At 68.9% G+C, this 25,562-nt stretch carries 23 protein-coding genes; 15 read left to right on the top strand and 8 right to left on the bottom strand.

Annotated elements, in window-relative coordinates:
• Positions 1-223: 223 nt before the first annotated feature.
• Both AB0F44_RS27215 and glnA read right to left on the bottom strand, forming a co-directional pair.
• Positions 224-973: a L,D-transpeptidase family protein gene (locus AB0F44_RS27215; RefSeq protein WP_357360055.1), complete on the bottom strand. Its 750-nt coding sequence runs from the start codon at positions 971-973 to the stop codon at positions 224-226.
• 205 nt (positions 974-1,178) lie between these two features.
• The gene (gene glnA, locus AB0F44_RS27210; protein ID WP_357360053.1) at positions 1,179-2,600 is read right to left on the bottom strand and encodes a type I glutamate--ammonia ligase; all 1,422 of its coding nucleotides are present in this window, start codon (positions 2,598-2,600) and stop codon (positions 1,179-1,181) included.
• A gap of 212 nt (positions 2,601-2,812) precedes the next feature.
• Between glnA and AB0F44_RS27205 the strand changes: the two genes are divergently transcribed.
• From AB0F44_RS27205 to AB0F44_RS27195, 3 genes are all read left to right on the top strand, one after another.
• On the top strand, positions 2,813-3,286 hold the full coding sequence (locus tag AB0F44_RS27205) for an RDD family protein (protein WP_357360051.1): 474 nt from the start codon (positions 2,813-2,815) through the stop codon (positions 3,284-3,286).
• A gap of 64 nt (positions 3,287-3,350) precedes the next feature.
• Entirely contained in the window at positions 3,351-4,133 is a 783-nt protein-coding gene (locus tag AB0F44_RS27200; protein WP_357360050.1) for a DUF6612 family protein, read from the top strand.
• A gap of 89 nt (positions 4,134-4,222) precedes the next feature.
• Positions 4,223-5,062: a class I SAM-dependent methyltransferase gene (locus AB0F44_RS27195; protein WP_357360048.1), complete on the top strand. Its 840-nt coding sequence runs from the start codon at positions 4,223-4,225 to the stop codon at positions 5,060-5,062.
• A gap of 3 nt (positions 5,063-5,065) precedes the next feature.
• On the opposite strand, the gene AB0F44_RS27190 is transcribed toward AB0F44_RS27195, so the two are convergent.
• From AB0F44_RS27190 to lipB, 3 genes are all read right to left on the bottom strand, one after another.
• Positions 5,066-5,776, bottom strand: a complete 711-nt coding sequence (locus AB0F44_RS27190; protein ID WP_357360046.1) for a DUF4191 domain-containing protein — start codon at positions 5,774-5,776, stop codon at positions 5,066-5,068.
• 30 nt (positions 5,777-5,806) lie between these two features.
• Positions 5,807-6,751: a lipoyl synthase gene (lipA, locus tag AB0F44_RS27185; RefSeq protein ID WP_091040837.1), complete on the bottom strand. Its 945-nt coding sequence runs from the start codon at positions 6,749-6,751 to the stop codon at positions 5,807-5,809.
• A gap of 81 nt (positions 6,752-6,832) precedes the next feature.
• A complete protein-coding gene (gene lipB, locus AB0F44_RS27180) occupies positions 6,833-7,570 on the bottom strand; it encodes a lipoyl(octanoyl) transferase LipB (protein ID WP_350659103.1) in 738 nt (245 codons plus the stop codon).
• A gap of 188 nt (positions 7,571-7,758) precedes the next feature.
• On the opposite strand from lipB, the gene AB0F44_RS27175 reads away from it, so the two are divergent.
• Positions 7,759-8,505 (top strand): DUF6612 family protein, encoded by a 747-nt coding sequence (locus tag AB0F44_RS27175; RefSeq protein WP_357360044.1) that lies wholly within the window; start codon positions 7,759-7,761, stop codon positions 8,503-8,505.
• A gap of 67 nt (positions 8,506-8,572) precedes the next feature.
• Here AB0F44_RS27175 and sucB read toward each other — a convergent pair whose 3' ends face one another.
• Together sucB and AB0F44_RS27165 are read right to left on the bottom strand one after the other, a co-directional pair.
• Complete coding sequence (sucB, locus tag AB0F44_RS27170; protein ID WP_357360042.1) at positions 8,573-10,387, bottom strand: 2-oxoglutarate dehydrogenase, E2 component, dihydrolipoamide succinyltransferase; 1,815 nt, start codon at positions 10,385-10,387, stop codon at positions 8,573-8,575.
• 216 nt (positions 10,388-10,603) lie between these two features.
• Entirely contained in the window at positions 10,604-12,130 is a 1,527-nt protein-coding gene (locus AB0F44_RS27165) for a leucyl aminopeptidase (RefSeq protein WP_357360040.1), read from the bottom strand.
• Between the two features lie 77 nt (positions 12,131-12,207).
• Between AB0F44_RS27165 and gcvT the strand changes: the two genes are divergently transcribed.
• The 9 genes from gcvT to AB0F44_RS27120 all read left to right on the top strand — a co-directional run bounded on the left by gcvT (position 12,208) and on the right by AB0F44_RS27120 (position 20,097).
• The gene (gene gcvT, locus AB0F44_RS27160) at positions 12,208-13,350 is read left to right on the top strand and encodes a glycine cleavage system aminomethyltransferase GcvT (RefSeq protein WP_357360038.1); all 1,143 of its coding nucleotides are present in this window, start codon (positions 12,208-12,210) and stop codon (positions 13,348-13,350) included.
• Entirely contained in the window at positions 13,350-13,607 is a 258-nt protein-coding gene (locus AB0F44_RS27155) for a hypothetical protein (RefSeq protein ID WP_176883497.1), read from the top strand. Before gcvT ends, AB0F44_RS27155 begins: the two co-directional genes overlap by 1 nt.
• Before the next feature lie 33 nt (positions 13,608-13,640).
• Positions 13,641-14,471 (top strand): PhzF family phenazine biosynthesis protein, encoded by an 831-nt coding sequence (locus AB0F44_RS27150; protein WP_357360036.1) that lies wholly within the window; start codon positions 13,641-13,643, stop codon positions 14,469-14,471.
• A gap of 14 nt (positions 14,472-14,485) precedes the next feature.
• Positions 14,486-15,280, top strand: coding sequence for a thymidylate synthase (locus tag AB0F44_RS27145; protein ID WP_357360034.1), 795 nt, complete (start codon positions 14,486-14,488; stop codon positions 15,278-15,280).
• Positions 15,270-15,761, top strand: coding sequence for a dihydrofolate reductase (locus tag AB0F44_RS27140; RefSeq protein WP_357360032.1), 492 nt, complete (start codon positions 15,270-15,272; stop codon positions 15,759-15,761). The genes AB0F44_RS27145 and AB0F44_RS27140 overlap by 11 nt, the downstream gene beginning before the upstream one ends.
• Positions 15,762-15,909: 148 nt before the next feature.
• On the top strand, positions 15,910-16,530 hold the full coding sequence (locus tag AB0F44_RS27135) for a hypothetical protein (RefSeq protein ID WP_357360031.1): 621 nt from the start codon (positions 15,910-15,912) through the stop codon (positions 16,528-16,530).
• A gap of 27 nt (positions 16,531-16,557) precedes the next feature.
• Positions 16,558-17,496: an LLM class F420-dependent oxidoreductase gene (locus AB0F44_RS27130; protein ID WP_357360029.1), complete on the top strand. Its 939-nt coding sequence runs from the start codon at positions 16,558-16,560 to the stop codon at positions 17,494-17,496.
• A 16-nt stretch (positions 17,497-17,512) separates the two neighbouring features.
• A complete protein-coding gene (gene dapA, locus AB0F44_RS27125) occupies positions 17,513-18,400 on the top strand; it encodes a 4-hydroxy-tetrahydrodipicolinate synthase (protein ID WP_357360027.1) in 888 nt (295 codons plus the stop codon).
• Between the two features lie 11 nt (positions 18,401-18,411).
• The gene (locus AB0F44_RS27120; protein ID WP_350659093.1) at positions 18,412-20,097 is read left to right on the top strand and encodes a ribonuclease J; all 1,686 of its coding nucleotides are present in this window, start codon (positions 18,412-18,414) and stop codon (positions 20,095-20,097) included.
• Here the strand turns inward: AB0F44_RS27120 and AB0F44_RS27115 are convergent.
• Positions 20,094-20,750 (bottom strand): lysoplasmalogenase, encoded by a 657-nt coding sequence (locus AB0F44_RS27115; RefSeq protein ID WP_357360025.1) that lies wholly within the window; start codon positions 20,748-20,750, stop codon positions 20,094-20,096. The two genes, AB0F44_RS27120 and AB0F44_RS27115, sit on opposite strands and share 4 nt — an antisense overlap.
• Positions 20,751-20,826: 76 nt before the next feature.
• Between AB0F44_RS27115 and AB0F44_RS27110 the strand changes: the two genes are divergently transcribed.
• Both AB0F44_RS27110 and AB0F44_RS27105 read left to right on the top strand, forming a co-directional pair.
• Complete coding sequence (locus tag AB0F44_RS27110; protein WP_357360024.1) at positions 20,827-23,499, top strand: DNA translocase FtsK 4TM domain-containing protein; 2,673 nt, start codon at positions 20,827-20,829, stop codon at positions 23,497-23,499.
• Positions 23,496-25,433 carry a helix-turn-helix domain-containing protein gene (locus AB0F44_RS27105; protein WP_357360022.1) on the top strand — a complete coding sequence of 646 codons (1,938 nt, stop codon included), beginning with the start codon at positions 23,496-23,498 and terminating at the stop codon, positions 25,431-25,433. The genes AB0F44_RS27110 and AB0F44_RS27105 overlap by 4 nt, the downstream gene beginning before the upstream one ends.
• The last annotated feature ends 129 nt before the right edge of the window (positions 25,434-25,562 follow it).

The following is a 25,562-nucleotide window of genomic DNA, read 5'->3' as shown; positions in this document are numbered from 1 at the left end:
GTAGCTGCCGTCGCAGACGAGGTCGGGCGGCAGCGCCTGGGCGCTGAGGACCGGCCCCACCACGGGTGCGAGCGCGCCGATGAGAAGGAAGACGAGGAGCTTCTTCATGTGAACCCTCCGAGTCCGGGCGATATGTGTCTTCATGACGCGCCAACGAGAACATGTGTTGCACCCTGAGCCGGTGCGGCGCGGGACAGGTTCCCGGTCGGAGCATCAGTCGAGCTCACACCACGCGTACGCGGGTCTTGACCTTGGTGAAGTCCCAGACCTCAGCCGCCATCGTGGCGCTGAGGCGGATGCAGCCGTCGGAGGTCTTCTCGTCGGTGCCGAGATACCAGTTCGGGTGGATCTGACGACCCGTCCGCATGCTCACCGGCACCCGGTGGAAGGCGACACCGCAGGGCGCGAACCGGACGAAGTGGTAGAGCCACTGCGTGCCGCTGTAGTTCGTACGTGGGTTGCCGCGCGCCGGTCGGCCGCAGTAGGAGCCGGTGGTGTACCACTGCTTGTCCAGCCATTCCGCGTCGATCATCCCGCCCTGCGCGCGGATGGACCCGTCGGCGCGCACCAGCCAGACCCAGTCCTGTCGCTGGCTGATCACGATGCGGCGTCCGATCCCGGTGCTCGCCGGCACCGGCCGTACGTCGCACCGTTTCGCCGTCGCCGCCATCAGCCGTGTCCGCGTGGTGGTCGTGAACTGACCGCTCGGGCTCAGGCGGTGGCGGGTCTGGAAGCGTACGACGGCCGTGCGGGTGTGGGCGTCGACGCGGCCGTCGACGGGGCCGACGTTGCAGCCGAGGCCGGCCAGCCGGGTCTCCCAGCGCTTGATCGTCGTGGCGGTGGCGGCGTTGCCGGGGCTGACCACCACCACGGCGGCCGCCGCCAGCGCAACAGCGGCGACGACGGGGAGAACGAGGACGAGGGTGGAGCGGCGTGCCCGAGATGCGCCGGCCAGGTTCGCGAAGATTGGCACCGGGCGAGGTTACGCGACATCCGCGCTCCAGGCGGCGCTGTTGCCCGGTTGTTGACCAGATGACGCGGACGCGGGTGGTGCGGCCGGGCGGTCCAGACCCACAGGACAACGAAAGCGGTGGCTGACTCTGAAAGGACGTCGAAAGACGTTCTCTCAGGTCAGCCACCGCTTTCAGCAGACGCTGACAGACGCTGGAAGCGCCGGCTCAGATGTCGTAGTAGAGCTCGAACTCGTGCGGGTGCGGGCGGAGCTGGATCGGGAGGATCTCGTCGTTGGTCTTGTAGTCGATCCAGGTCTCGATCAGGTCGGGGGTGAAGACGTCGCCCACGGTGAGGAAGTCGTGGTCGTTCTCCAGAGCCGACAGGACGGCACCGAGGGAGGTCGGCACCTGGTTGATCTCGGCCATCTCGTCCGGCGGAAGCTCGTAGATGTCCTTGTCGATCGGAGCGGGGGGCTCGATCTTGTTCTGGATACCGTCGATGCCGGCGAGGAGCAGGGCCGAGAAGGCGAGGTACGGGTTCGAGGACGGGTCCGGGAACCGGGTCTCGACGCGCTTGGCCTTCGGGTTGGTGCCGGTGATCGGGATGCGGACCGCGGCGGAGCGGTTACGCGAGGAGTAGACCAGCGAGATCGGAGCCTCGAAGCCCGGCACCAGACGGTGGAAGGAGTTCACCGTCGGGTTGGTGAACGCGAGCACCGACGGGGCGTGCTTCAGGATGCCGCCGATGTACCAGCGGGCCATGTCGGAGAGGCCGCCGTAGCCGGTCTCGTCGTAGAACAGCGGCTCGCCGGCGTTCCAGATCGACTGGTGGACGTGCATGCCCGAACCGTTGTCACCGAAGACGGGCTTCGGCATGAAGGTGACCGTCTTGCCGGCCTCCCAGGCGGTGTTCTTGACGATGTACTTGAACTTCATGACATCGTCGGCAGCCTTGAGCAGCGTGTCGAACTTGTAGTTGATCTCGGCCTGGCCGGCGGTGCCGACCTCGTGGTGGGCGCGCTCGACGAGCAGGCCGGAGGCCTCGAGGTTCTTGACCATCGTGTCGCGCAGGTCGGCGAAGTGGTCGGTGGGGGAGACCGGGAAGTAGCCGCCCTTGTAGCGCGTCTTGTAGCCCAGGTTGTTCGAGCCGTCGGGGTTCGTGTCGGCGCCCGAGTTCCACCAGGCCTCGACGGAGTCGATCTTGTAGAACGACTCGCCCTCGGAGGTGTTGTAGGCGACCTTGTCGAAGATGAAGAACTCCGCCTCGGGGGCGAAGAAGGCGGTGTCACCGATGCCGGTCGAGGCGAGGTACGCCAGGGCCTTGCGCGCGATGTTGCGCGGGTCGCGGGAGTAGGCCTCTCCGGTGATCGGGTCGTGCACGAAGTACATCAGCGCGAGGGTCTTCGCGGCGCGGAACGGGTCGATGTACGCAGTCGTGACGTCCGGGTAGAGCGCCATGTCGGACTCGTTGATCGTCTGGAAACCACGGATCGACGAACCGTCGAAGGCCATCGGCTCCAGGTTGAACGACGACACGGGCACCGTGAAGTGCTGCTGGACGCCAGGCAGGTCGACGAAACGGATGTCGACGAACTCGACCCCCTCGTCAGAGATGAACTTCAAGAGTTCGTCGTCAGTGCTGAACATCAATCCTCCTTGGCTCACCCGGTCGGGCAGAGCCAGATAGGTCTCTCGCGATCGAGGCCGGACCCTCATGGATCCGACCGTGCCACGCAAATTACGAAGGGACGGTTGCACAGGAGTGTCGCAAATGTTTCGGGCGTGTAACAGGTTGTGTGATTTGATCGGCAACCATCCCGGATCTCACCCCTCAAGACGTTGCCGCCTACCCTTACGACGTGACCAGTTCCGCCACTCCTGCGACGCCCACTCTGCCTTATGACACTGCGAGCTGGGGCAGGCGCGTCCTGGCACTCTTCATCGACTGGCTCGCGTCGTCGCTGGTCGCGTCTGTCTTTCTGGGCGTACGGGCGCTGCCGTTCGGGTCGCTGCTCGCCGGTGTCGACCCGCGGCCGAGCGACAACCTGTGGATCCTGGTCGTCTTCATCGTGCAGACGGCGGTCTTCACCACGCTCGGCGGCGGCTCCTTCGGCAAGCTCGTCACCCGGCTGCGTACGGTGCGGGTGACGGCCGGCGAGCCGGACGTGCGCCCGCTCGATCCGCTGCGGAGCATCGCCCGTCAGATCCTGGTCGTCCTCGTCGTACCGCCGCTGGTCTTCCGTCCTGACCGGCGAGGCCTCCACGATCTGGCGGCAGGTACGGCAACCGTCACGCTTCAGACCTATCGACACGTGTTTCGCCGGGTTGGTTAACAGGCTTCCGGGGGTAGGTTTGACCGGTCAGCCGCAAGCAGCGGCAAACACGAAGGGAAGCTCAATGACGCTCAACCGTACTCTCGGGCCACGTGGCCTCTGGCGCCGCGCTGCTGTGGCGAGCGTGCTGGCCGTATCGCTCTCAGGCCTGGTGGCCTGCGGTGGCGGTGGTGGGGCCGGTGGCGCCAGCGAGGGTGACTCGGTCTCGGCCGAGGAAATGACCGAGGTGATGAAGAAGGCGACCGACATCGACACCGCCCACTTCACCACGAAGATGGACGCGAAGGCCTCGGGCCAGTCGGTGTCGATGACCGGCGAGGGCGACATCCAGAAGGAGCCGCCCGCGCAGCACTCCACCATGAAGATGAGTGGTGGCTCCATGAACATGGATCTGGAGACGATCCTTGTCGACGAGAAGATCTACATCAAGGGCATGATGGGCGACTCGTGGATGACCGCGAGCGCCGATGATCTCGCCAAGATGGGCGGGACCAGCCTGGAGTCGATGAGCAACCCGCTCGCCTTCTTCGACGGGATGGAGGAGTCGATCAAGTCCTCCAAGTTCGAGGGTGAGGAGAAGGTCGACGGCACCGACACGAAGCACTACAGCTTCACCGTCGACTCCGCAGGGCTCGCCGAGAGCCTCGGCGCCGACAGCACCAAGGGCATGCCCAAGACGATCGACCAGGACATCTGGGTCGACGCCGACGGCCTGCTCCGCAAGGCCGAGGTCGGCATGGGCGACATGGGCACCGTCGAGATGCTCCTGTCCAAGCACGGCGAGGACGTGACCATCGAGGCGCCGCCGGCGGACCAGGTCACCGACATGCCGAGCATGGCCGGCTGACAGCCAGTTCGTACGCAGCAGGGCCGGTCCCCGAACGGGGACCGGCCCTCTGTCGTTTCATGGCACAGTATTCGTGGGACTGTGTTCGCATGACTCTCGACCCCGAAAGCACCCGGCAGATCGAGGCCAACCGGGCCAACTGGGACGCCCGGACGCCGATCCACGTCGCCAGCGCGTTCTACGGCATCGACGGGTCGCGGCCGGCCGAGTCGTGGTTCGCCGACTACGAGTGGAGCGACCTCGGTGAGCTGACCGGCCGCGAGGTCGTGCATCTGCAGTGTCATCTCGGCACCGAGACGGTGGCGTTCGCGCAGCGGGGTGCGGTGACGTACGGGCTGGACATCTCGGCCGAGGCGGTGGTCGCGGCGCGCCGGATCGCCGCCGAGCGCGGGCTGGCCGTCGACTACCACGAGGCCGACGTGCACGACGCCGTCGAGGTCCTGGGTGCCGGCCGGTTCGACGTTGTCTACACCGGCAAGGGCGCGGTCTGTTACCTACCCGACCTCGACCTGTGGGCGCGGGTCGTCCACGATCTGCTCAAGCCCGGCGGGTTCCTCTACCTGGCCGAGTTCCACCCGCTCCTCGACGCTCTCGGTGAGGTGCCGGAGCCTGGGCGGGAAGACTCCCTCGAGCTGCGCCACGACTACCTCTCGGGCAGGGGCGCGATCGCCAAGGACTCGACCCACACCTACACCGACGGCCCGGCGCTGAGCAGCGCCACGACGGCGTACGAATGGCGCCACGGGGTCGGCGAGGTCGTCACCGCCCTCGCAGGCGCCGGTCTGCGGATCGAGGTCGTACGCGAAGACGAGCGGCTCCCGTGGCCCCGTTTCCCGTCCATGGTGGCGGGCGAGGGCGGCTGGTTCAGGCTGCCCGACCAGGCGCCCCGGATCCCGCTTCTCTACGCGATCCGGGCACGCCGGCTGTGACGATCAGCGGCCGCGGAGGTTGCCGCGCATGCCCTTCATCGAGGTCGGGACGGGGCCCTTCGGGATGGGCATGGCGCCACGGGTGGCGTCGACGGCCTTGAGGCGGTTGAGGATGTCGGTGATCTCGGGGCCGGCGACGTTGCGGCCCAGCTTGGTGACGTGCTTGGTCAGCTGCGGCAGCGGCACCTCGTCCTCACCGTTGCCGGCGACGACGGTCGTGATCGGCACGTCGGAGAGGACACGGGCGTGGGTGCGCTTGGTGCTGGCCAGCAGCGAGCGGACCTTGCTCGGGCTGTTGCCCTCGCCGACGAGGACGACTCCCGGAGGGCCGACCACGCGGTGGACCAGCGTCTGGCTGCGCGGCTCGACGCCGACGGCCTGGGTGACGGTCCAGCCCCGACGGAGCATGGTCAGGGCGGCGTACCCGCCACCGATCTGGCCCTCGAGCCGGGAGTACATCACCTTCTGCGCGCGCCGCGAGAAGACCACCATCGCGGCGAGAAGGCCGGCCAGGAGAGCGCCGACGATCGTGAAGATCCAGGAGAAGATGCCCTCGCCGGGCAGGAACCAGAAGATCACGCCGGCGACCGCGGCGACGACCACGAAGATCGCACCCAGGAGAAGGCCGATCTTGGGGTCTGACTGCTTGGTGAGCTTGTAGGTCTCCACCATCTGCTGGCGGCGACTCATGCTGCTCGGGTCGGTCTGGGACATCTTCCTCTTTCAGTTCTCGTACGCAGGGACTCAGGCCACGGAGGAGGCGTCGCGCGCCTCGATCGCCTGACGGTACAGCCGACCGGCGCGGTAGGACGAACGAACGAGCGGACCGGACATGACGCCGGAGAAGCCGATCTCCTCGGCCTCGGCCTGGAGCTCGATGAACTCCTCGGGCTTGACCCACCGCTCGACGGGGTGGTGACGCACGCTCGGGCGCAGGTACTGCGTGATCGTGATCAGCTCGCAGCCGGCCGCGTGCAGGTCGCGCAGCGCCTCGGAGACCTCTTCGCGGGTCTCGCCCATGCCGAGGATCAGGTTGGACTTGGTGACCAGGCCGAAGTCGCGGGCCTGGGTGATCACGTCGAGGCTGCGCTCGTAACGGAACGCCGGACGGATCCGCTTGAAGATCCGCGGGACGGTCTCGACGTTGTGCGCGAGGACCTCGGGACGGGACTCGAAGACCTCCTGGAGAAGCTCCGGGATGCCGTTGAAGTCGGGGATGAGGTTCTCGACGCCGGTCTCGGGGTTGAGCTCGTGGATCTGCTTCACCGTCTCGGCGTAGAGCCAGGCACCGCCGTCGGCCAGGTCGTCACGGGCGACGCCGGTGATGGTGGCGTACTTCAGGCCCATGGTCTGCACGGACTCGGCCACGCGGCGCGGCTCGTCACGGTCGAGGTCGGTGGGCTTGCCGGTGTCGATCTGGCAGAAGTCGCAGCGGCGGGTGCACTGGTCGCCGCCGATGAGGAAGGTGGCCTCGCGGTCCTCCCAGCACTCGAAGATGTTGGGGCAGCCGGCCTCCTGGCACACCGTGTGCAGGCCCTCGGACTTCACCAGCGCGGTGAGCTCCTTGTATTCCGGCCCCATCTTCGCTTTGGTCTTGATCCACTCCGGTTTGCGTTCGATCGGAGTCTGCGCGTTGCGGACCTCGAGACGGAGGAGCTTGCGACCTTCTGGGGCAGGAGCTTGAGTCACCCCACAAGGGTACGCCGCGTGGTGGTGGAACCTCGAAGGCAGGCGGCTACTGGTCGGTCACACCGACCGCGGCCGGCCCGCTCAGCCCAGGCTGGGGGAGAGCAGCGGGACCCGCGGGGTCTTCGCCGGGTCGGGCTTGGCGTCCAGGCTCGGGCCCGGCTCGTAGTCGCGCCAGGAGAGCATCTCGGCTACCTGCTCGTGGAGCACCGGCATCGCCTCGGCGTTGCTGATCTGTCGCCCGGTCTCGATCGAGAGCGTGGTGACCCCGGCGTCGGAGATCCCGCACGGCACGAACCGCTCGTACCAGCCCAGGTCGACGTCGCAGTTGAGCGCGATGCCATGCATGGTCACGTGCTGGCTGACCCGCAGCCCGATCGCCCCGACCTTGCGCTCCAGGCGGCGTACGCCGTCCGGGGTCTCGCCCGCGGGCAGCCACACGCCGCTGCGGCCCGGGACGCGGTAGGCGGTGACGCCGAACTCGGCGCAGGTGCGGATCATCGCCTGCTCCAGGCGGCGTACGAAGTCGACGACCTTGACCTTCTCCGGCAGCCGCACGATCGGGTAGGCGACGATCTGGCCGGGGCCGTGGAAGGTCACCTCACCGCCGCGGTCGACGTCGATCACCGGGGCGCCGCCGGGATCCGCGGGCCGGTCCTCCGGCTTCGTACGCTTCCCGGCGGTGTAGGTCGGCGGGTGCTCGAGCAGCAGCACCGTGTCGGGCTCTTCGCGGTCGACGACGCGCTGGTGGACCTGCTTCTGCAGCTCCCAGGCGTCCAGGTAGTCGATCGTCCCGACCTCAACGAAGCGCAGCTCAGTCACACCGAGATCGTACGCCCCGGGCCGAGCGAGCCGGGCAGTGACCGGAACGGTGAAACGCCGGCTCGGCCGGATAACGGTTCGGCGATATCCCCGCGGGGGTAAAGAGGCTGTGTGCAGAATGCGCCTGTTTCGACTGGCCGCGCTCGGGAGCGATCGGTCTTCGGATCAGTCTTGAAAGGCACACAGACGTGCGTACCACCCAGAACCGTCGCCGCCTCGCGGCGGCCGTCCTCGCTCTGGCCGCGACCTGCACCGTTGCGGCGTGCGGTGAGTCCGGCAGCGACGCGAAAGACACGGCTTCCGCGGCCGACGCCGCACCTTCGATCGAGCCCGGCACCACGCTGTCGGCGTCCGAGGCCATGAAGGTCGTGAAAGCGGCCGCCGAGTCCATGTCGACGGTCCACGTCGACATGGAGATCAACGCCGTCGAGGAAGGCGAGGAGATCGCCGGAACCGGCGAAGGCGACTATCAGCAGGACCCGATGGCCTTCCACGTGAAGGGCGAGATCAGCGGTGACGACGGACCGAGCACGGTCGAGTTCGTCACTCTCGACGACACCGCGTACGCCAGCATGGATGGCGAATGGGTGATGGGCGGGTTCGCCACCGTGATGTCCGCGATGATGCCGGCGCCCAACCTCTTCCTGGATTCTGTCACCCACGCGATCTCTGCGGACACCACGACGTACGTCGGGCAGGAGACGATCGACAGCGTCGACACCGCCCACTACACGTTCGATGCGGGCGAGTCGGACTTCGGTGCGGAGGGCTCGACCGTCGATGTCAACGTCGACTCCGAGGGTCGGCTGGTACGCCTGAGCATGGACGGCGGCGACTCCGGGAACATCGTCTTCGACCTGTCCGCTCACGGCGAGCCAGTGACCATCGAGAAGCCGAGCGGCAAGATCACCGACATGTCCGACGTGGACATGTAGCCGTCACCAGGTGAGATGACGAGCGGCGCGGCCCCCGTGGGGACCGCGCCGCTCGTTGCTTACCGGCTCAGAGCTCGAACTGAGCTGCCTCGAGGCGCTTCTTGACGTCCTGGAGGAAGCGGCCGGCGTCGGCGCCGTCGACCAGGCGGTGGTCGTAGGTCAGCGCGACGTTGACCATGTAGCGCACCGCGATCGTCTCGCCGAGGTCCGGGTCGTCGATGACGACCGGGCGCTTCACGACCGCACCCGGGCCGAGGATGGCGACCTGCGGCTGGTTGATGATCGGGGTGTCGAAGAGCGCACCGAACGAACCCAGGTTGGTGATCGTGAAGGTGCCGCCGGAGAGCTCGTCCGGGGTGATCTTGTTGTTGCGCGTGCGGTCGGCCACGTCGGCGATCTTCTTCGCGATGCCGGCGATCGAGAGGTCGCCCGCGTCCTTGACGACGGGGGTCAGCAGACCCTTCGGGGTGTCGACGGCGAAGGCGATGTTCTCGCGGTCGTAGTAGGTGACCGTGCCGGCCTCGATGTCGATCCCGGCGTTGAGCTTCGGGTGCACCTTGAGCGCGTCGATCGCGGCCTTGGCGAAGAACGGCAGGTAGGTCAGCTTGACGCCCTCGCGCTGCAGGAACCCGGCCTTGTTGGCCTCACGGAGGCGGGCGATGTTGGTGACATCGACCTCCATGACCTGGGTCAGCTGCGCCGCGGTGTGCAGCGACTCGGTCATCCGCTCGGCGATCACCTTGCGCAGACGCGAGATCTTCTCGGTGGTGCCACGCAGCGGCGACGGGGCCGCGGGAACGGCGGAGGAAGCGGCCGGAGCGGCCGAGGCCGCCGGAGCCGCAGCTGCCGGGGCAGCGGCCGGAGCCGACTTGGCGGCGGCCGCCTGGAGGATGTCCTCCTTGCGGATGCGGCCACCGACGCCCGAACCCTGGACGGTCTCGAGGTCGACGTTGTGCTGGGCCGCGAGCTTGCGTACGAGCGGGGTGACGTAGCCGCCGGGCTGGATCGCCGGGGAGCCATCGGTGGACGGCGCGGCGTGAGCCGGGGCCGCAGGAGCCGGAGCAGCGGGGGCAGGCGCGGCCGGGGCCGGAGCCGGGGCGGCAGGCGCCGGAGCAGGTGCGGCGGCGGCCGGAGCGGGCTCGGGCTCGGGGGCAGGAGTCGGCTCGGGCTGGGGCTCGGGCTCGGGAGTGGGCTCCGGGGCCGGGGCGGCAGGTGCAGGCTCGGCAGCCGGAGCGGCGCCGGCGTCACCGACGAGCGCGAGCACGGCGCCGACCTCGACGGTCTCGTCCTCGGCGACCTTGATCTCGAGCAGGGTGCCGGCGACCGGCGAAGGGATCTCGGTGTCGACCTTGTCGGTGGAGACCTCGAGCAGCGCGTCGTCCACGGCGACCGTGTCGCCGACCTGCTTGAGCCAGCGGGTGACAGTGCCCTCGGTGACCGACTCACCCAGCGCGGGGAGGGCGACCTCGGTGGCGTTGCCGCCGGCGGCGGGCGCCGGAGCGGCAGGCGCGGCGGGCTCGGCGGGAGCCTCGGGCTCGGCCGGGGCAGCCGGAGCCTCGGGCTCGGCGGCCGGGGCGGGAGCGGCAGCCTCGGCGGGCTCGGCCGCGGGCGCGGCGGGCTCCGCGGGAGCGGCGCCGGCCTCGTCGGCAGCGCCGATGACGGCGAGCAGGCCACCGACCTCGACGGTGTCGTCCTCGGACGCCTTGATCTCGAGCACGGTGCCGGCGACCGGCGAGGGGATCTCGGTGTCGACCTTGTCGGTGGAGACCTCCAGCAAGGCCTCATCGACCGCAACCGTGTCGCCGACCTGCTTGAGCCAGCGGGTGACGGTGCCCTCGGTGACGGACTCGCCGAGTGCCGGGAGAGTTACTTCGGTGGCCATGGATTCCTTCGTTCTACGTCTGTTCGTTGCTCTACTTGTATGTCCGGACACGCGCGTCACCACGACCGAGCCCGAGGGCGAGGCGAGGAGAGAGTCGCGTCGGTCTGGGCCGACACCTGCCCGACGCACTCATGATGCCGCCAGATGTGCGGCCAAGGGCGTCGATCACGGAGCCCATCTTGTCACTACCCCCGCAGCGCTGTGTCAACCGGACCACTACTGATCGGTAGCCATCTCGCGTACGTAGTCCACCAGTGTTGCCACCGCCACACCCGTGCCTCCGGGAGTGAGATGGCCAGAGGCGCCCCCACTGTTGAAGGAGGGTCCGGCGATGTCGAGATGGGCCCAGGGGAGACCGCCGGTGAACTCGCGCAGGAAGGCGGCGGCGTACAGCCCACCGCCCCAGCGGATCCAGTCGTGCTGGTTGAGGTCGGCCACCTTGGAGGAACGGATTCGCTCGTCCATCCATTCCGGGATCGGCATCGGCCACATCTGCTCGCCGGCGACGTCGGCAGCGGCCAGGACGCGGTCCACGACGTCCTCCGAGCCGAGTACGCCGCTGACCCTGTCACCCAGCGCCATCACCATGTGACCGGTGAGCGTGGCGACGTCGATGATCAGGTCCGGCGAGACCTCGGACGCCCGCACCAGGGCGTCGGCGAGGACCATCCGTCCCTCGGCGTCCATGTTGGAGACCTCGACGGTCGTACCGCCGTAGTGGGTGACCACGTCGCCGGGCCGGTAGGACGAGCCGGAGACCATGTTCTCCGCCATCGGCACGAACGCGGAGACCTTCACCGGCAGCCCGAGGCGGGCGATCGCGAAGGTCGCCTGGGCCACCGCGGCCGCACCGGCCATGTCCGACTTCATCGTGGACATCGAGCTGCCCGGCTTGATCGTGAGGCCGCCGGAGTCGAAGGTGATGCCCTTTCCGACCAGCGCGATGTGGCCGCGCGCGTCGTCGGGGGAGTAGGTGAGCTCGACCAGGCGCGGCTTGGCTGCCGAGCCCATGCCGACGGCGAGGATGCCGCCGCAGCCGAGCTCGGCGAGCTGCTCCTCGTCGTACACGGTCGTCTCGACGCCTTCGACCAGCCCGGCCACGTGCGCGATGGCGTCGGCGAACGCCGGGGGAGTCAGGTCGGCGGGCGGGACGTTGACCCACTCGCGGGTGCCGGCGACCGCCTGCGCGAGGATCTGCGCCTCCTCGAAGGCGGTGACCGCGTCCGTACGCCGCGCGATCGCGCTCAGGATCGCCACATCGCTCGGCCCGCTACTGTCCTTACCCGACTTGCCGTTGTTCGACTTGTAGGTGTTGTAGGTGTAGCCGCCGAGGACGTAGCCCTCGGTGACGGCGCGCACCAGATCAGGAGTGTCGGCCGGAAGGGACACGGCGACGGAGGTCGCGTTGGGCACCGCGCGAGCGGCGGCGCCCGCGGCGCGACGTACGGCATCGGCCGAGTAGGTCCCGTCCGCACCGGGCTTGCCGAGCCCGACCAGCACCAGGAGCTGGGCGCCGATCTCGTTCCCGGCGGGGAGGCGGGTGACCTCGCCTGCCTTGCCGCTGACGCCGAGCGTCGCGAGCATCCCGCGCCACCGGCGGCCGTAGGCGGCCTGGACGTCCTCCGCGCCGACGGTCACCTCGACAGCCTTCGCGCCCTGGCCGATGCCGACGACGACTGCCTCCGCACGGGTCTTGGCGGGGGAGGCGGTACGCAGCGTGTAGGTGATGTCAGGCAGGGTCACGCCGTGCAGTCTAGGTGTGGCGCGCCCGGAGGGGGCGCGGACCGGGGAGTGTCGGCCTGGTGCGATAAGTTCGCGGTATGGCTGAAGAGACCTCCACGGGGGGCGGGTCGGAGCTGCTCCAGTCCCCCCTGCACGAAAACCACGTCGGGCTCGGCGCGAAGTTCGCTGAGTTCGGCGGCTGGTCGATGCCGCTGGAGTATTCCGGCGTCGTCAAGGAGCACACCGCGGTCCGTGAGGCCGTCGGCGTCTTCGACGTCAGCCACCTGGGCAAGGTCATGATCAGCGGGCCGGGTGCGGCCGACTTCGTCAACGCGTCCTTCACCAACGACCTCAACCGGATCAAGCCGGGCAAGGCTCAATACACGTTGTGCTGCGACGAGGAGACCGGCGGCATCGTCGACGACCTGATCGCCTACTACCGCGACGACGAGCACGTCCTGATCGTCCCCAACGCCGCCAACACCCCCGAGGTCGTGCGCCGGCTCCAGGAGGCCGCGCCCGAGGGGATCAACCTCGCCGACCACCACCGCGACTACGCGGTGCTCGCCGTCCAGGGACCGAAGTCGGACGAGCTGCTCGAGGCGGTCGGGCTGCCGGCCGGTCACGAATACATGTCCTTCGTCGAGGCGGCCGCTCCCGACGTACTCGGTGACGAGATCGGCGTCGTCGTGTGCCGCTCCGGCTACTCGGGCGAGCGCGGCTACGAGCTGATCGTCGCCAACGAGGCCGCCGGCGCACTCTGGGACGCGCTGTTGTCCCGAGGCGAGGAGCTGGGCGCGGTGCCGTGCGGCCTGGGCGCCCGCGACACGCTGCGTACGGAGATGGGCTACCCGCTCCACGGCCAGGACATCGCCCTCGACGTCACCCCCAACGAGGCCGGCCTCGGCTGGGCCGTCGGCTGGAAGAAGGACGCCTTCTGGGGCCGCGACAAGCTGGTCGCCGAGAAGGAGGCCGGCCCGAAGCGCGCCCTGCGCGGCATCGTCGCCGTCGGCCGCGGCATCCCACGACCACACATGACGGCGTCGTTGACCGCCGACGTGCCGGTCGGTGAGGTCACCTCCGGCACCTTCTCGCCGACGCTGAAGAAGGGGGTCGGCCTGGTGCTCGTCTCGACCACGGTCAACCCGGAGGCCGAGATCGGCATCGACGTACGCGGCCGCCGCGAGATCTTCCAGCTCACCAAGCCGCCGTTCGTCCCTTCGCACGTGCGGGAGGGCTGATGAGCATCCCCGACGTTCCCTCGGTGTTCAAGCAGCCGTCTGCGGCCGACCGGCCGTGGTGGTGGCAGCTCGTCGACGCCTCGGGTGCCGAGGTGTCGGTCGACGGCGACCTCGCCGGCCAGCGCTTCGCCAACCAGAGCGACGCCGAGTCGTGGGTGGGTGAGGTCTGGCAGGACCTCCTGGACGCGGGCGTGGCCGCGGTGGTGCTCTTCGAGCACGACCGACAGGTCTACGGCCCGATGAAGCTGACCGCCTGAGGCTTCTCTCCGGCCATCGCTAGGCTCTCGCGCGTGAGTGCCTACGAGTTCCGCCAGGTCGACGTCTTCACCAACGAGCCGCTGCTGGGCAACCCGGTCGCCGTCGTACACGGAGCCGACGACCTCAGCGACGAGCAGATGGCCGCCTTCGCGCGGTGGACCAACCTGTCCGAGACCACGTTTCTGCTGGCCCCCACGGACCCGGCTGCTGACTACCGGCTGCGGATCTTCACGGTCAGCGGCGAGCTGCCGTTCGCGGGCCACCCGACGCTCGGGTCGGCGCACGCGTGGCTGGAGGCCGGCGGGAAGCCCAAGGGCGCCAGCCTGATGCAGGAGTGCGGAGTCGGCTTGGTCGAGCTGCGCCGTAGCGAGCGGATCGCCTTTGCGGCGCCGGAGCTGCGGCGGGGCGGCGAGGTCGAGGAGGAGACGCTGGGCGCCATCGCGAAGGGGCTGCAGATCTCCCGCGAGGACATCCAGGGCGCGCGGTGGTGCGACAACGGACCGGGCTGGGTCGGGGTGATGCTCGCCGACGCGGAGGCCGTGCTCGCCGTTACGCCCGACCACGCCGCTCTGGGGGATCACAAGGTCGGTCTGGTGGGGCGCTACCCCGAAGGCAGCGAGTGCGCGGTCGAGGTCAGGGCGTACTTCCCGGCCGACGGCGTCGCCTTCGAGGACCCGGTCACCGGGTCGCTCAATGCCGCGCTGGGGCAGTGGCTGGCGGGGTCGCAGCTCCCCGAGGCGTACGTCGCTTCTCAAGGGACCGTCATGAAGCGGCGGGGGCGGGTGTACGTCGAGCGGGTCGGAGACCAGGTGTGGGTGGGCGGAGACACACTGACCACCATCCATGGGACGGTGGAGCTCTGACCTAGGCTGGGGCCGTGCAGCCCTACCTCGATCTGTTGACCCGCATCCTCGACGAGGGCGTGGAGAAGTCCGACCGCACCGGGACGGGCACGATCAGCGTCTTCGGTCATCAGACCCGCTACGACCTCAGCGAGGGTTTCCCGCTGCTGACGACGAAGAAGGTCCACACCCGCTCGGTCTTCGGTGAGCTGCTCTGGTTCCTGCGCGGCGACACCAACGTGCGCTGGCTCCAGGAGCGGGGCATCACGATCTGGGACGAGTGGGCCGACGAGAACGGCGACCTGGGTCCGGTCTACGGCTACCAGTGGCGCTCCTGGCCGACCCCGGACGGGCGCCACGTCGACCAGATCTCCAAGATCATCGACCAGATCCGCACCGACCCCGACAGCCGCCGCCACGTCATCAGCGCCTGGAACCCGGCCGACATCGACGACATGGCGCTGCCGCCGTGCCACACGCTGTGCCAGTTCTACGTCGCCGACGGCAAGCTGAGCCTGCAGCTCTACCAGCGCTCCGCGGACGTGTTCCTGGGGGTGCCGTTCAACATCGCCTCCTACGCCCTGCTGACCCACATGGTCGCCCACGTGACCGGCCTCGAGGTCGGTGACTTCGTGCACACGCTCGGCGACGCCCACCTCTACAGCAACCACCTCGAGCAGGCCCGTCTCCAGCTCACTCGTAAGCCGGGACCGCTGCCGACGCTGCGGCTCAACCCGGACGTGAAGGACATCGACGCGTTCGAGCTCGAGGACATCACGGTGGAGGGCTACGACCCTGCCCCCGGCATCAAGGCCCCCGTTGCCGTCTGAGGCCGGTTCGGGGCGCGTCGTGATGGTCGCGGCCGTCGCCGACAACGGCGTCATCGGCAACGGCCCCGACATCCCCTGGAAGATCCCCGGCGAGCAGGCCGAGTTCAAGGCGATCACGATGGGCCACACGCTCGTCATGGGCCGCACCACCTTCGAGTCCATCGGCCGCCCCCTCCCCGGCCGCACCACCGTTGTGCTGACCGGTGACAGGACCTGGTCATACGACGGCGTGCTGGTCGCCCACGACATCGACTCCGCCCTCGCCCTGGCCGCGAAGGAGCAGGGCGACACGATCATCGCCGGCGGAGCGCAGGTCTATTCGGCTGCGCTCCCGTACGCCACCGAGCAGGTCATCACCCGCGTCCACCTGACTCCCGAGGGCGATGTCCTCTACCCGCCCTTCGACCAGGCGGAGTGGGTCGAGACGAAGCGCGAGACCCACGAGGCGTACGACCGCGTCTTTCTTGTTCGCGCGGGGTAGATGGGTGGCCGATTCCGTCGGCTATGACAGAGGGTCCGAGTTTGTGAATCGTTCACAAACTCGGACCCTCTGTCATAGCGGCGATCGGCGAGATTCTCGCTGAGCTCCGCCGCCCAGAAATGTCGGTGCCCACGCTTACGTTCGTTCCATGTGGCTCTCCACCCCCGACGCCGTGGCCAGGCTCGCCGAGGTTCATCTCCTGGGCGAGAACCAGGCGAAGCGCGTGCTGCGCGCTGGGCTGGCCGGGCCGCGCCATCGGGTCGGGTCGGCGTACTTCTATGACGCGGACCGGCTCGAGGAGCTGCTGGCCCGACCGCGGTGCGCGGACGAGTCGCTCGACCGCTGGCAGCCGTTCATCGCCCGTGTCGGGAGGCAGCGGCCGCTCGACCTGAGCGCCACGTGGGAGGAGCAGGCCGCCGTGATCGCGACCGGCTGGCACCTGCCGCTGCTGACCGCGTTCCAGATAGTCGCGCGCAAGCCCATCCCCATGGTGGCCACGCTCGGCGCCTGGGCGGTCTTCACCGCCGACCTCATCGGCCTCGACAGGGCGGACCTACGGCTCGATCCGCCGGGGGACTGGGCGGCCGACTTCGCCGGCACCTGGCTCCCGATCGAGAACGGCCCGACCTGGACGATCTGGGGAGCGCCGGTGACGACGTTGCCGCGCGCCGATCCGTTGAGCGTCCACTATCAGGCGCAGATCGCGGCTGATCGCGAGCGCCGAGAACTGGGCTCCATGGGCCAGCTCCGCTCCCTAACGCGCGAGTAGGTGTCTCGCCCCTCTAAGGTAAACGGCATGGAGCTGCGCATCTTCACCGAGCCCCAGCAGGGGGCGTCCTACGCCGACATCCTCGCTGTCGCACAGAAGGCCGAGGAGCTGGGGTTCGGGGCGTTCTTCCGCTCCGACCACTATCTGAAGATGGGCTCGGTCGACGGGCTGCCCGGACCGAGCGACGCGTGGACGACGCTCGCCGGTCTGGCCCGCGACACGAGCACGATCCGGCTCGGCACGCTGGTCACCTCGGCGACCTTCCGCCTCCCGGGTGTGTTGGCCATCCAGGCCGCCAACGTGGACGACATGTCCGAGGGCCGGGTCGAGCTCGGCCTGGGGGCGGGCTGGTTCGAGGAGGAGCACGAGGCGTACGGGATCCCGTTCCCGGCCCTGGGGGAGCGGTTCGACCGGCTGGAGGAGCAGCTCGAGATCATCACGGGGCTGTGGGCGACCGAGCCGGGGGAGACCTTCGACTTCAATGGGAAGCACTACACGATCAAGGACAGCCCGGGCCTGCCGAAGCCGGTCCAGACCCGTGGCCACGCCGGCTCGATCCCGGTGATCGTGGGCGGCGGCGGCAAGAAGCGTACGCCGACGCTGGCCGCCACCTTCGCCGACGAGTTCAACGCCGCGTTCGTCTCCGTCGAGGACTCGCTGGCGCTGTTCGAGAACGTCGGTCGCTTCGTCGAGGCGGCCGGCCGGGACGACTCGATCATCTACTCCGCCGCCCAGGTGCTCTGTGTCGGCCGCGACGAGGACGAGATCGCCCGCCGTGCGCAGGCGATCGGCCGCGAGCCGGCCGAGCTGCGTGAGAACGGCCTGGCGGGCACCCCGGACGAGGTGGTCGCCAAGATCAAGCGGTTCGAGGACGTCGGCGCAAGCCGCCTCTACCTCCAGGTGCTCGATCTGAGCGATCTCGACCATCTCGCACTCGTAGCCGACGAGGTCATGCCGCGCGTCTGACGATAGTCTGTACGCCATGACTGATGCTCCCTTCGGCACCGTGCTCTCCGCACTCGTCACGATGTTCAACGACGATGGCTCGGTCGACCTGGAGCAGACCCAGAAAGTCGCCAAGCACCTGGTCGATCACGGCCACGACGGCATCGTCGTCTCCGGCACCACCGGTGAGTCGCCGACCACCACTCCGGCCGAGGACGGCGAGATCCTGGCCGCGGTCAAGGACGCCGTCGGCGACCGCGCCAAGATCGTGGCCGGCATCGGCACCAACGACACCCGCAACACCGTCGAGCTCGCCAAGCAGGCGGCGTCGATCGGCGCCGACGGCCTGCTGCTGGTGACGCCCTACTACAACAAGCCGGGCGAGCGCGGCATCCGCGAGCACTTCCGCACCGTCGTCTCCTCGACCGACACCCCGGTCATCCTCTACGACGTTCCCGGCCGCACCGGCTCCCCGATCACCCTCGACACCTACCGCGAGGCGATCACCTGGGACACCGTCGTCGCGGTCAAGGAGGCCGCCGGCGACTTCCCGCGCGGCACCAGGCTGCTCGACCTCGGCTACTCGATCTACTCCGGTGACGACGCGCTCACCCTCGCCTGGCTGGCGCACGGCGCCGTCGGTGTGATCAGCGTTGCCGCCCACGTGCTCGGCGACCAGACGCGGACGATGATCGACGCCTTCGCGGCGAGCGACATCGAGACCGCCCGCAAGACTTATGCGCGGATGCTCCCCGCGATCGACGCCATCATGGGCGTCCCGAACTACGGAGCCACCACTGCCAAGGCCGCTCTCGAGCTGACCGGCGTGATCGACAACCGCAACGTACGAGGGCCCTTGGTGGCGCTCGACGACGACGAGGTCGAAGCGCTGCGAGCCGGGCTGGAGGCCTCTGGCCTTCTCTAGAAGGAATGCCTTTGTCTCACCCACACCCGGAGCTGACCGAACCCGGCAAGCTCCCCAAGGGCGGCCTGCGGGTCACCCCTCTCGGCGGCCTCGGCGAGGTCGGCCGCAACATGACCGTCTTCGAGTACGACGGTCGGCTGCTGATCGTCGACTGCGGCGTGCTCTTCCCCGAGGAGCAGCAGCCCGGCGTCGACCTGATCCTGCCCGACTTCGGCCCGATCCGTGACCGGCTCGGCGACATCGAGGCGCTGGTCCTGACCCACGGGCACGAGGACCACATCGGCGCGACGCCCTACCTGCTCCGCGAGCGCCAGAACATCCCGCTGGTCGGCTCCGAGCTGACCCTGGCCCTGCTCGGCTCCAAGCTGCGCGAGCACCGCCTCCGCGAGACCGTGCAGCACAAGGTACGCGAGGGTGACACGATCTCCTTCGGGCCGTTCGAGCTCGAGTTCGTGGCCGTCAACCACTCCATCCCGGACGCGCTCGCGGTCGCGATCCGCACCGGCGCCGGACTCGTGCTGCACACCGGCGACTTCAAGATGGACCAGCTGCCGCTGGACGGCCGGATCACCGACCTGCGCGCGTTCGCCCGGCTCGGCGAGGAGGGTGTGGACCTGTTCCTCACCGACTCCACCAACGCCGAGGTCCCCGGCTTCACGACCGCGGAGAAGAAGATCGCGCCCGCGATCGAGCAGGTCTTCCGCGAGTCCGACCAGCGCATCATCGTGGCCTGCTTCGCCTCCCACGTGCACCGTGTCCAGCAGGTGCTCGACAGCGCTGTCGCGCATGGCCGCAAGGTGGCGTACGTCGGTCGGTCGATGGTCCGCAACATGCAGATCGCCTCCGACCTGGGCTACCTGCACGTGCCCGAGGACGTCATCGTGGACGCCAAGGAGCTCGCCGACCTGCCGCCGGAGAAGGTCGTCATGGTCTCGACCGGCTCCCAGGGCGAGCCGATGTCGGCGCTGTCCCGCATCGCCAACGGCACCCACAACTTCGTGCACATCGAGCCGGGCGACACCGTCCTGCTGGCCAGCAGCCTGATCCCGGGCAACGAGAACTCGATCTACCGGGTGATCAACGGGCTCGCCCGTCTGGGCGCCAACGTGGTCCACAAGGGCAACGCCCTGGTGCACGTCTCGGGCCACGCGAGCGCCGGCGAGCTGCTCTACTGCTACAACATCGTCCGCCCGCGCAACGTGATGCCCGTTCACGGCGAGGTGCGCCATCTGCTCGCCAACGGTGACCTGGCCCGCCAGACCGGCGTCGAGAGCGTCGTCTACGCCGAGGACGGCGTCGTCGTCGACCTCATCGATGGCAAGGCCGAGATCGCGGGCAAGGTCGAGTGCGGCTACGTCTTCGTCGACGGCACCACCGTCGGGGACGTCACCGAGTCCGAGCTCAAGGACCGCCGGATCCTGTCCGAGGAGGGCTTCGTCTCGATCGTCGTCGTGGTCGACTCGGTCAAGGGGGTGGTCGCCAGCGGCCCCGAGATCCACGCCCGCGGCCACGTGTGGCCCGACAACGCCTTCGAGCCGATCAAGCAGCCGATCGTCAAGGCGGTCAACCGCGCCATCTCCGAGGGTGCGACCGACACCTACCAGCTGCAGCAGGCCATCCGGCGTACGTTCGGACGCTGGGTCTCCAGCACCCACCGTCGCCGCCCGATGATCGTCCCCGTAGTGATCGAGGCCTAGGCAAGCGCCAGCAGCACGCCAGCCGTGATCAGCGCCTGGCCGACGTGATAGGTCACCATGATCTGCACGTCGGTCAGGCGCGGCGGCTCATTGCCGTGCTCGGCGAGGTTGAGCCCGATCAGGGTGTCGCTGACGACGAAGATCGTCGCACCCGCGGCGATCCATGGGCTCCCGGTCAGCCAGCCGAGCACGAGCATGGTGGCGATCACCAGGGAGTACGCAGCCAGGGCCGCCGCCATCGGTACACCGCCCATCTCCCGGGCGCCCCGGAGCACCCGTCCCATCGGGATCGCCAGCACGATCGCGACGGCGAAGCCGGCCCAGGACCACGTCGGCGTCTCCAGGCCGAGGGCGAGGAAGGTCATCGCGTACGCCAGATGGCCGACGAAGAAGAGCCCCACGCCGCCGAGGAACCGCCGCGCCGAGGAGCCGATCATCGAGATGTCGCCGAGCATTCCGAAGAAGAGCGCGACGACCAGCCACCACGCCGCCGGCTCGCCGTCGCTGACCAGTCCCACCAACAACATCAGCCCCACCATCACCAGAGGCTTGGTGAAGTAGTGGATCCGGCGCCAGCCGAACCACACGCAGGTCCAGTCCGCCACGGCATCGGCGGCGGTGAGGAGGGCGATGAGGACTGCGAGGCTCTGCATGGCGGCAAACTACACCGATGCAACACACCCCCATGGGGTCCCGGAGCCAGGCCGCTCGGTCAAATACCCTGCTTGTATGGCGACCCGTACGTCTTCCCCGCCGGGTTCGCGGAGCTCGACCACCAATAAGAGCACCCGTCCCCGGAGTACGACCACGACAAAGCGAGCAACGGCCACGAGCCGGGCCCGCTCAAAGGCAGCGCCGAACAAGGGCCAGAACAAGCGCCGTCCCGCCGCAAAGTCGACTAACCGGAAGACGACGAACCGTACGCCACCTCGTGCCGTTCGCAACGGGCCCAGCCCGATCGCGGTCCTCTTCGACGCCATCTTCTCCACCATCGCCAGCCTGTGGCTGGCGATCGCCGGGGGAGTGGCGGCCATCTTCCGCGTCGGTGGCCAGGCCGCCAGTGACCTCGAGCCGGAGCACCGGCGCGATGGTGCCGGCCTGTTCCTGATCGGTCTCTCCGTCCTCGTCGCCGCCGGCGTCTGGTTCCAGCTCGGCGGACAGTTCTTCGACGTCGTACGCATCGCCGTGGCCGGAGTCGTCGGCAAGGTCGGCTGGCTGGTGCCGGTCGGGCTCGTCGTCGCCGGTGCCCGGCTGATGCGCGACCCGGTCAACGCCGCCCCGGTCGGCCGGCTCGCGATCGGCTGGGCCGCGTTCCTGATGGCCACGCTCGGCATCATCCAGATCGCCAACGGCAACCCGCAGCCCACCTCGGGCGACAGCAGCGAGCTGCAGTGGGCCGGCGGCGCGATCGGCTACGTCGTGGCCAGCCTGCTGCTCGACGTGCTGCGCTCGACGGCCGTGGTCGTCGTACTCCTGTCACTCCTCGTCGTCTTCGGGATCCTGGTGATCACCGGGACCCCGCTCTACCAGGTGCCGAGTCGACTGGTGGAGCTGCGCGACCGGGCGCTCGGCCTGACCCCGCCCGAGGAACTGAGCGAGAGCGGCACCAACATCCGGCGGGTGCGCCGGGGCAACAAGCTCTTCGCCGACGACGACACCTTCGACCCGGAGGGCTTCGAGCCCTACGAGACGCCGCTCCTCGAGGAGGAGAAGCCGAAGAAGAAGCGCAAGAAGGACGGGCTCGACATCGCGCTCGCCCTCGACGAGGACTCGGACGCCGACACCCAGCCCGACGAGGCCGTACCCAGCGACGCGGCGGGCCTCATGCCCGCGGTCGCGGACAACGCCCCGAAGCCGGGCAAGAGGCGCGACCTCGAGCCGCCGCCGCACGCCGAGCTCCCGCAGCGCGTCGAGCAGCTGATGCTCGCCGGCGACGTGGCGTACACGCTCCCGGGCAGCGACCTGCTCAAGCCGGGCTCGCCGCACAAGGCGCGCTCGAAGGCCTCCGACGAGATCGTCAGCCGGCTCCAAGCGGTGCTGGAGGAGTTCAACATCGACGCCGCGGTCACCGGCTACACCCGTGGCCCGACGGTCACCCGCTACATCGTCGAGCTCGGCGCCGGCGTGAAGGTCGAGAAGATCACCGGGATCCAGAAGAACATCGCCTACGCGGTGGCCTCCGCCGACGTACGCATCCTCTCGCCCATCCCCGGCAAGTCCGCGGTCGGCGTGGAGATCCCGAACAGCGACAAGGAGATCGTCACCCTCGGCGACGTGCTCCGCTCCAACGCCGCGCGCGGCGACCACCACCCGATGATCACTGGTGTCGGCAAGGACGTCGAGGGCGGCTTCGTGGTCGCCAACCTCGCCAAGATGCCTCACCTGCTGGTCGCCGGTGCGACCGGTTCGGGTAAGTCGTCCTTCATCAACTCGATGATCACCTCGGTGCTGATGCGGGCCACGCCCGACGAGGTCCGGATGATCATGGTCGACCCCAAGCGGGTCGAGCTCAACTCCTACGAGGGCGTGCCGCACCTGATCACGCCGATCATCACCAACCCGAAGAAGGCCGCCGAGGCGCTGGCCTGGGTCGTACGCGAGATGGACATGCGCTACGACGACCTGGCCAACTTCGGCTTCCGTCACGTCGACGACTTCAACAAGGCCGTACGCGCCGGGAAGGTGCAGCTCCCGCCCGACTCCGAGCGGGTCCTGTCGCCCTACCCCTACCTGCTGGTCATCGTCGACGAGCTCGCCGACCTGATGATGGTCGCCCCGCGCGACGTCGAGGACGCGGTCGTACGCATCACCCAGCTCGCCCGTGCCGCCGGCATCCACCTGGTGCTGGCCACGCAGCGGCCCTCGGTCGACGTGGTCACCGGTCTGATCAAGGCCAACGTGCCCTCGCGGCTCGCCTTCGCGACCTCGTCGCTGGCCGACTCGCGCGTCATCCTCGACCAGCCCGGTGCGGAGAAGCTGGTCGGCCAGGGTGACGGGCTGTTCCTGCCGATGGGCTCCTCCAAGCCGATCCGTGTGCAGGGCTCCTGGGTCTCCGAGTCGGAGGTCAACGCGGTCGTCAAGAGCGTCAAGGGCCAGCTGGAGCCGTCCTACCGTGAGGACGTGACCGCTCCGGCGGAGTCCAAGCGGGTGCTGGACGACGACATCGGCGACGACATGGACCTGGTCATCCAGGCGATCGAGCTGATCGTCTCGACCCAGTTCGGGTCGACCTCGATGCTGCAGCGCAAGCTCCGAGTCGGGTTCGCCAAGGCCGGCCGCCTGATGGATATTCTCGAGTCGCGCGGCGTGGTCGGTCCCTCCGAGGGCTCCAAGGCACGCGACGTACTCGTCAAGCCGGACGAGATCGACGGCGTCATCGCAACAATCCAGGGGGAGATGTGAGCGAGAATTCACCGGCGGTCGAGACCGTCGACCCTGCCGAGAACGTCGAGACTGTCGAGACCCACGAGGCCCTTGACGTCGACGTCGTCGAGGTACGCCGCAACGGACGCCTCGCGCTGGTCGTGGCGCTCGCGTCGCTGCTCGTCGGCATCGCCTTCGTGCTGCGCGGCGGCATCGAGGGCTACCTGGTCGGCCTGATCCTGCTCGCCGTCGCGGCGGTGCAGGGCTGGACGGCCTGGGACTCCCGGATGCCGCTGCTGCTCGTGGACGAGCAGGGCGTACGCCTCCGCTTCGGCCAGACCTGGCAGGGCATCCCGTGGTCGAAGATCGAGTCCGTCGAGCACACCCCGCGCCCCGACGGGATCGAGCGGTTCTGGAAGGACGGTCGCATTGGCGTGCTGCTGCACGACGAGGACGAGGTGCTCGATGAGCTCTCGCCGACCGCCCGGCGCCAGGCGATGCTGACCGAGCGCCTCTACGGCCTCCCGTTCTCGCTCCCGCTCGGCCTCTCCACCCGCGTCCTGGGTGCCGGTGACGACGTCACCGAGGCGATCGCCATCGTCGCCGCGGACGGTGTCGAGGTCGTCGAGATCGACCCCGCGCTCGACGTCGAGGAACCGGAGACGGAGACCGACGAGAGCACCGAAGACAACACCGAAGTCGACACTGCCGATGCCGCCTCGGATGACGGTGACACCGCGATCCGCCCGCCCCTTTCGCAGCAGGCTGGAGACACCAACCCCCGGATGCTTCGGGTCTTGGACGTGCCTGATATCAATGCCGCAGACGTGGTGGACGAGGCGGAGCAGGACCAGGTGGACCGGGACACGAACCAGGACGAGACGACGCCGAAGACCGACCCCGAGCCCGAGCCAGAAGTGGATTCCGTGGCCGAGGCGAAGGCGGAGCCCGTCGCGCCGCTGCGCGAGCCTTCGACAGCGGTCCGGGTGGACGTACGCTACGTGCCCGAGGAGCCGCAGGAGACCGTCGCCGTCCACGGCGCAAACGCTCTCCAGCTGGACCTGGCGGAGGCCGCGTTCGCCGACGCGGACATCGAGGACGCGGATGTCGACGACGAGACCGAGGCCTTCGCGTTCGAGTCGGACGTCGAGGACTCCGAGCCCGAGGGCGTACGTCCGATCGCCGTGGCCGACGAGGGAGTCAAGGCCCTAGCGATCGACGGTGTCGACGACGAGCCCACCGAGGTGGTGCCGACCAAGGTCCCCGAGATCGGTGCCGAGATCGCCGCGGCCCGCCGCCGGCTCGCCCTGGACATGGACGGCCTGGCCGAGTGGACGCGGATCCGTCCGCACGTCATCGAGGCGATCGAGGTCGACGACTTCGGCCCCTGCGGCGGCGACTTCTACGCCCGTGGCCACCTGCGTACGCTGGCGCGTGTCCTCGGCATCGAGGTCGCGCCGCTGCTGCGCACCTATGACGAGAAGTACGCCTCCGGCCCGGTCAGCCCGCGCGCCGTCTTCGAGGCCGAGCTTGCCCACAGCGCGGCGATCCGCCCCGTTCGGCGGATGCGTGGCGGACCGTCCTGGTCGGTCCTGGTCGCCGCGGTGATGGCGGTCATCCTGGTCTGGTCGGTCGCCCGCCTGGTCATCGACGGCACCCAGCACGAGCCCCAGGCCGGAGCCATCCAGCTCGACGGCTCCGCCGGCACCGACAGCCCCTACGGCAAGACCTCGCCCGTTCCGGTGACCATCTCGGCCGCCGGTGGCGGTGCCCACGTGGTCGTCCGCGACTCGCGCGGCAAGGTGGTCTTCAGCGGTGACCTCGCCTTCGGCGAGTCCAAGGAGCTCCAGGTCACCCCGCCGCTGCGCGTACAGACCTCCGACGGTTCCCTCAAGGTCGCCGTCGGCGACGGCAAGGCCAAGGCCCTCGGCAAGACCGGCGAGGCCGCTCAGCGCACCTACACCGCCAGCTAGTAACGATCGACATTCCCCGCCGAGTCGGCTCGTCATGACGAGCCGACTCGGCGCTGATTTCGGTCAGAACGCGCCGACTCGGCGGGGTTGTTAAAGAGTTCGGAGTTTGGTGACGCCGGTCACACGAGC

The sequence above is a fragment of the Nocardioides sp. NPDC023903 genome, assembly GCF_040639295.1.
In the GTDB taxonomy this organism is placed as follows: domain Bacteria; phylum Actinomycetota; class Actinomycetes; order Propionibacteriales; family Nocardioidaceae; genus Nocardioides.
Note: the sequence above shows the minus strand (reverse complement) of the source record. Positions and strands in the feature narration are given on the sequence as shown.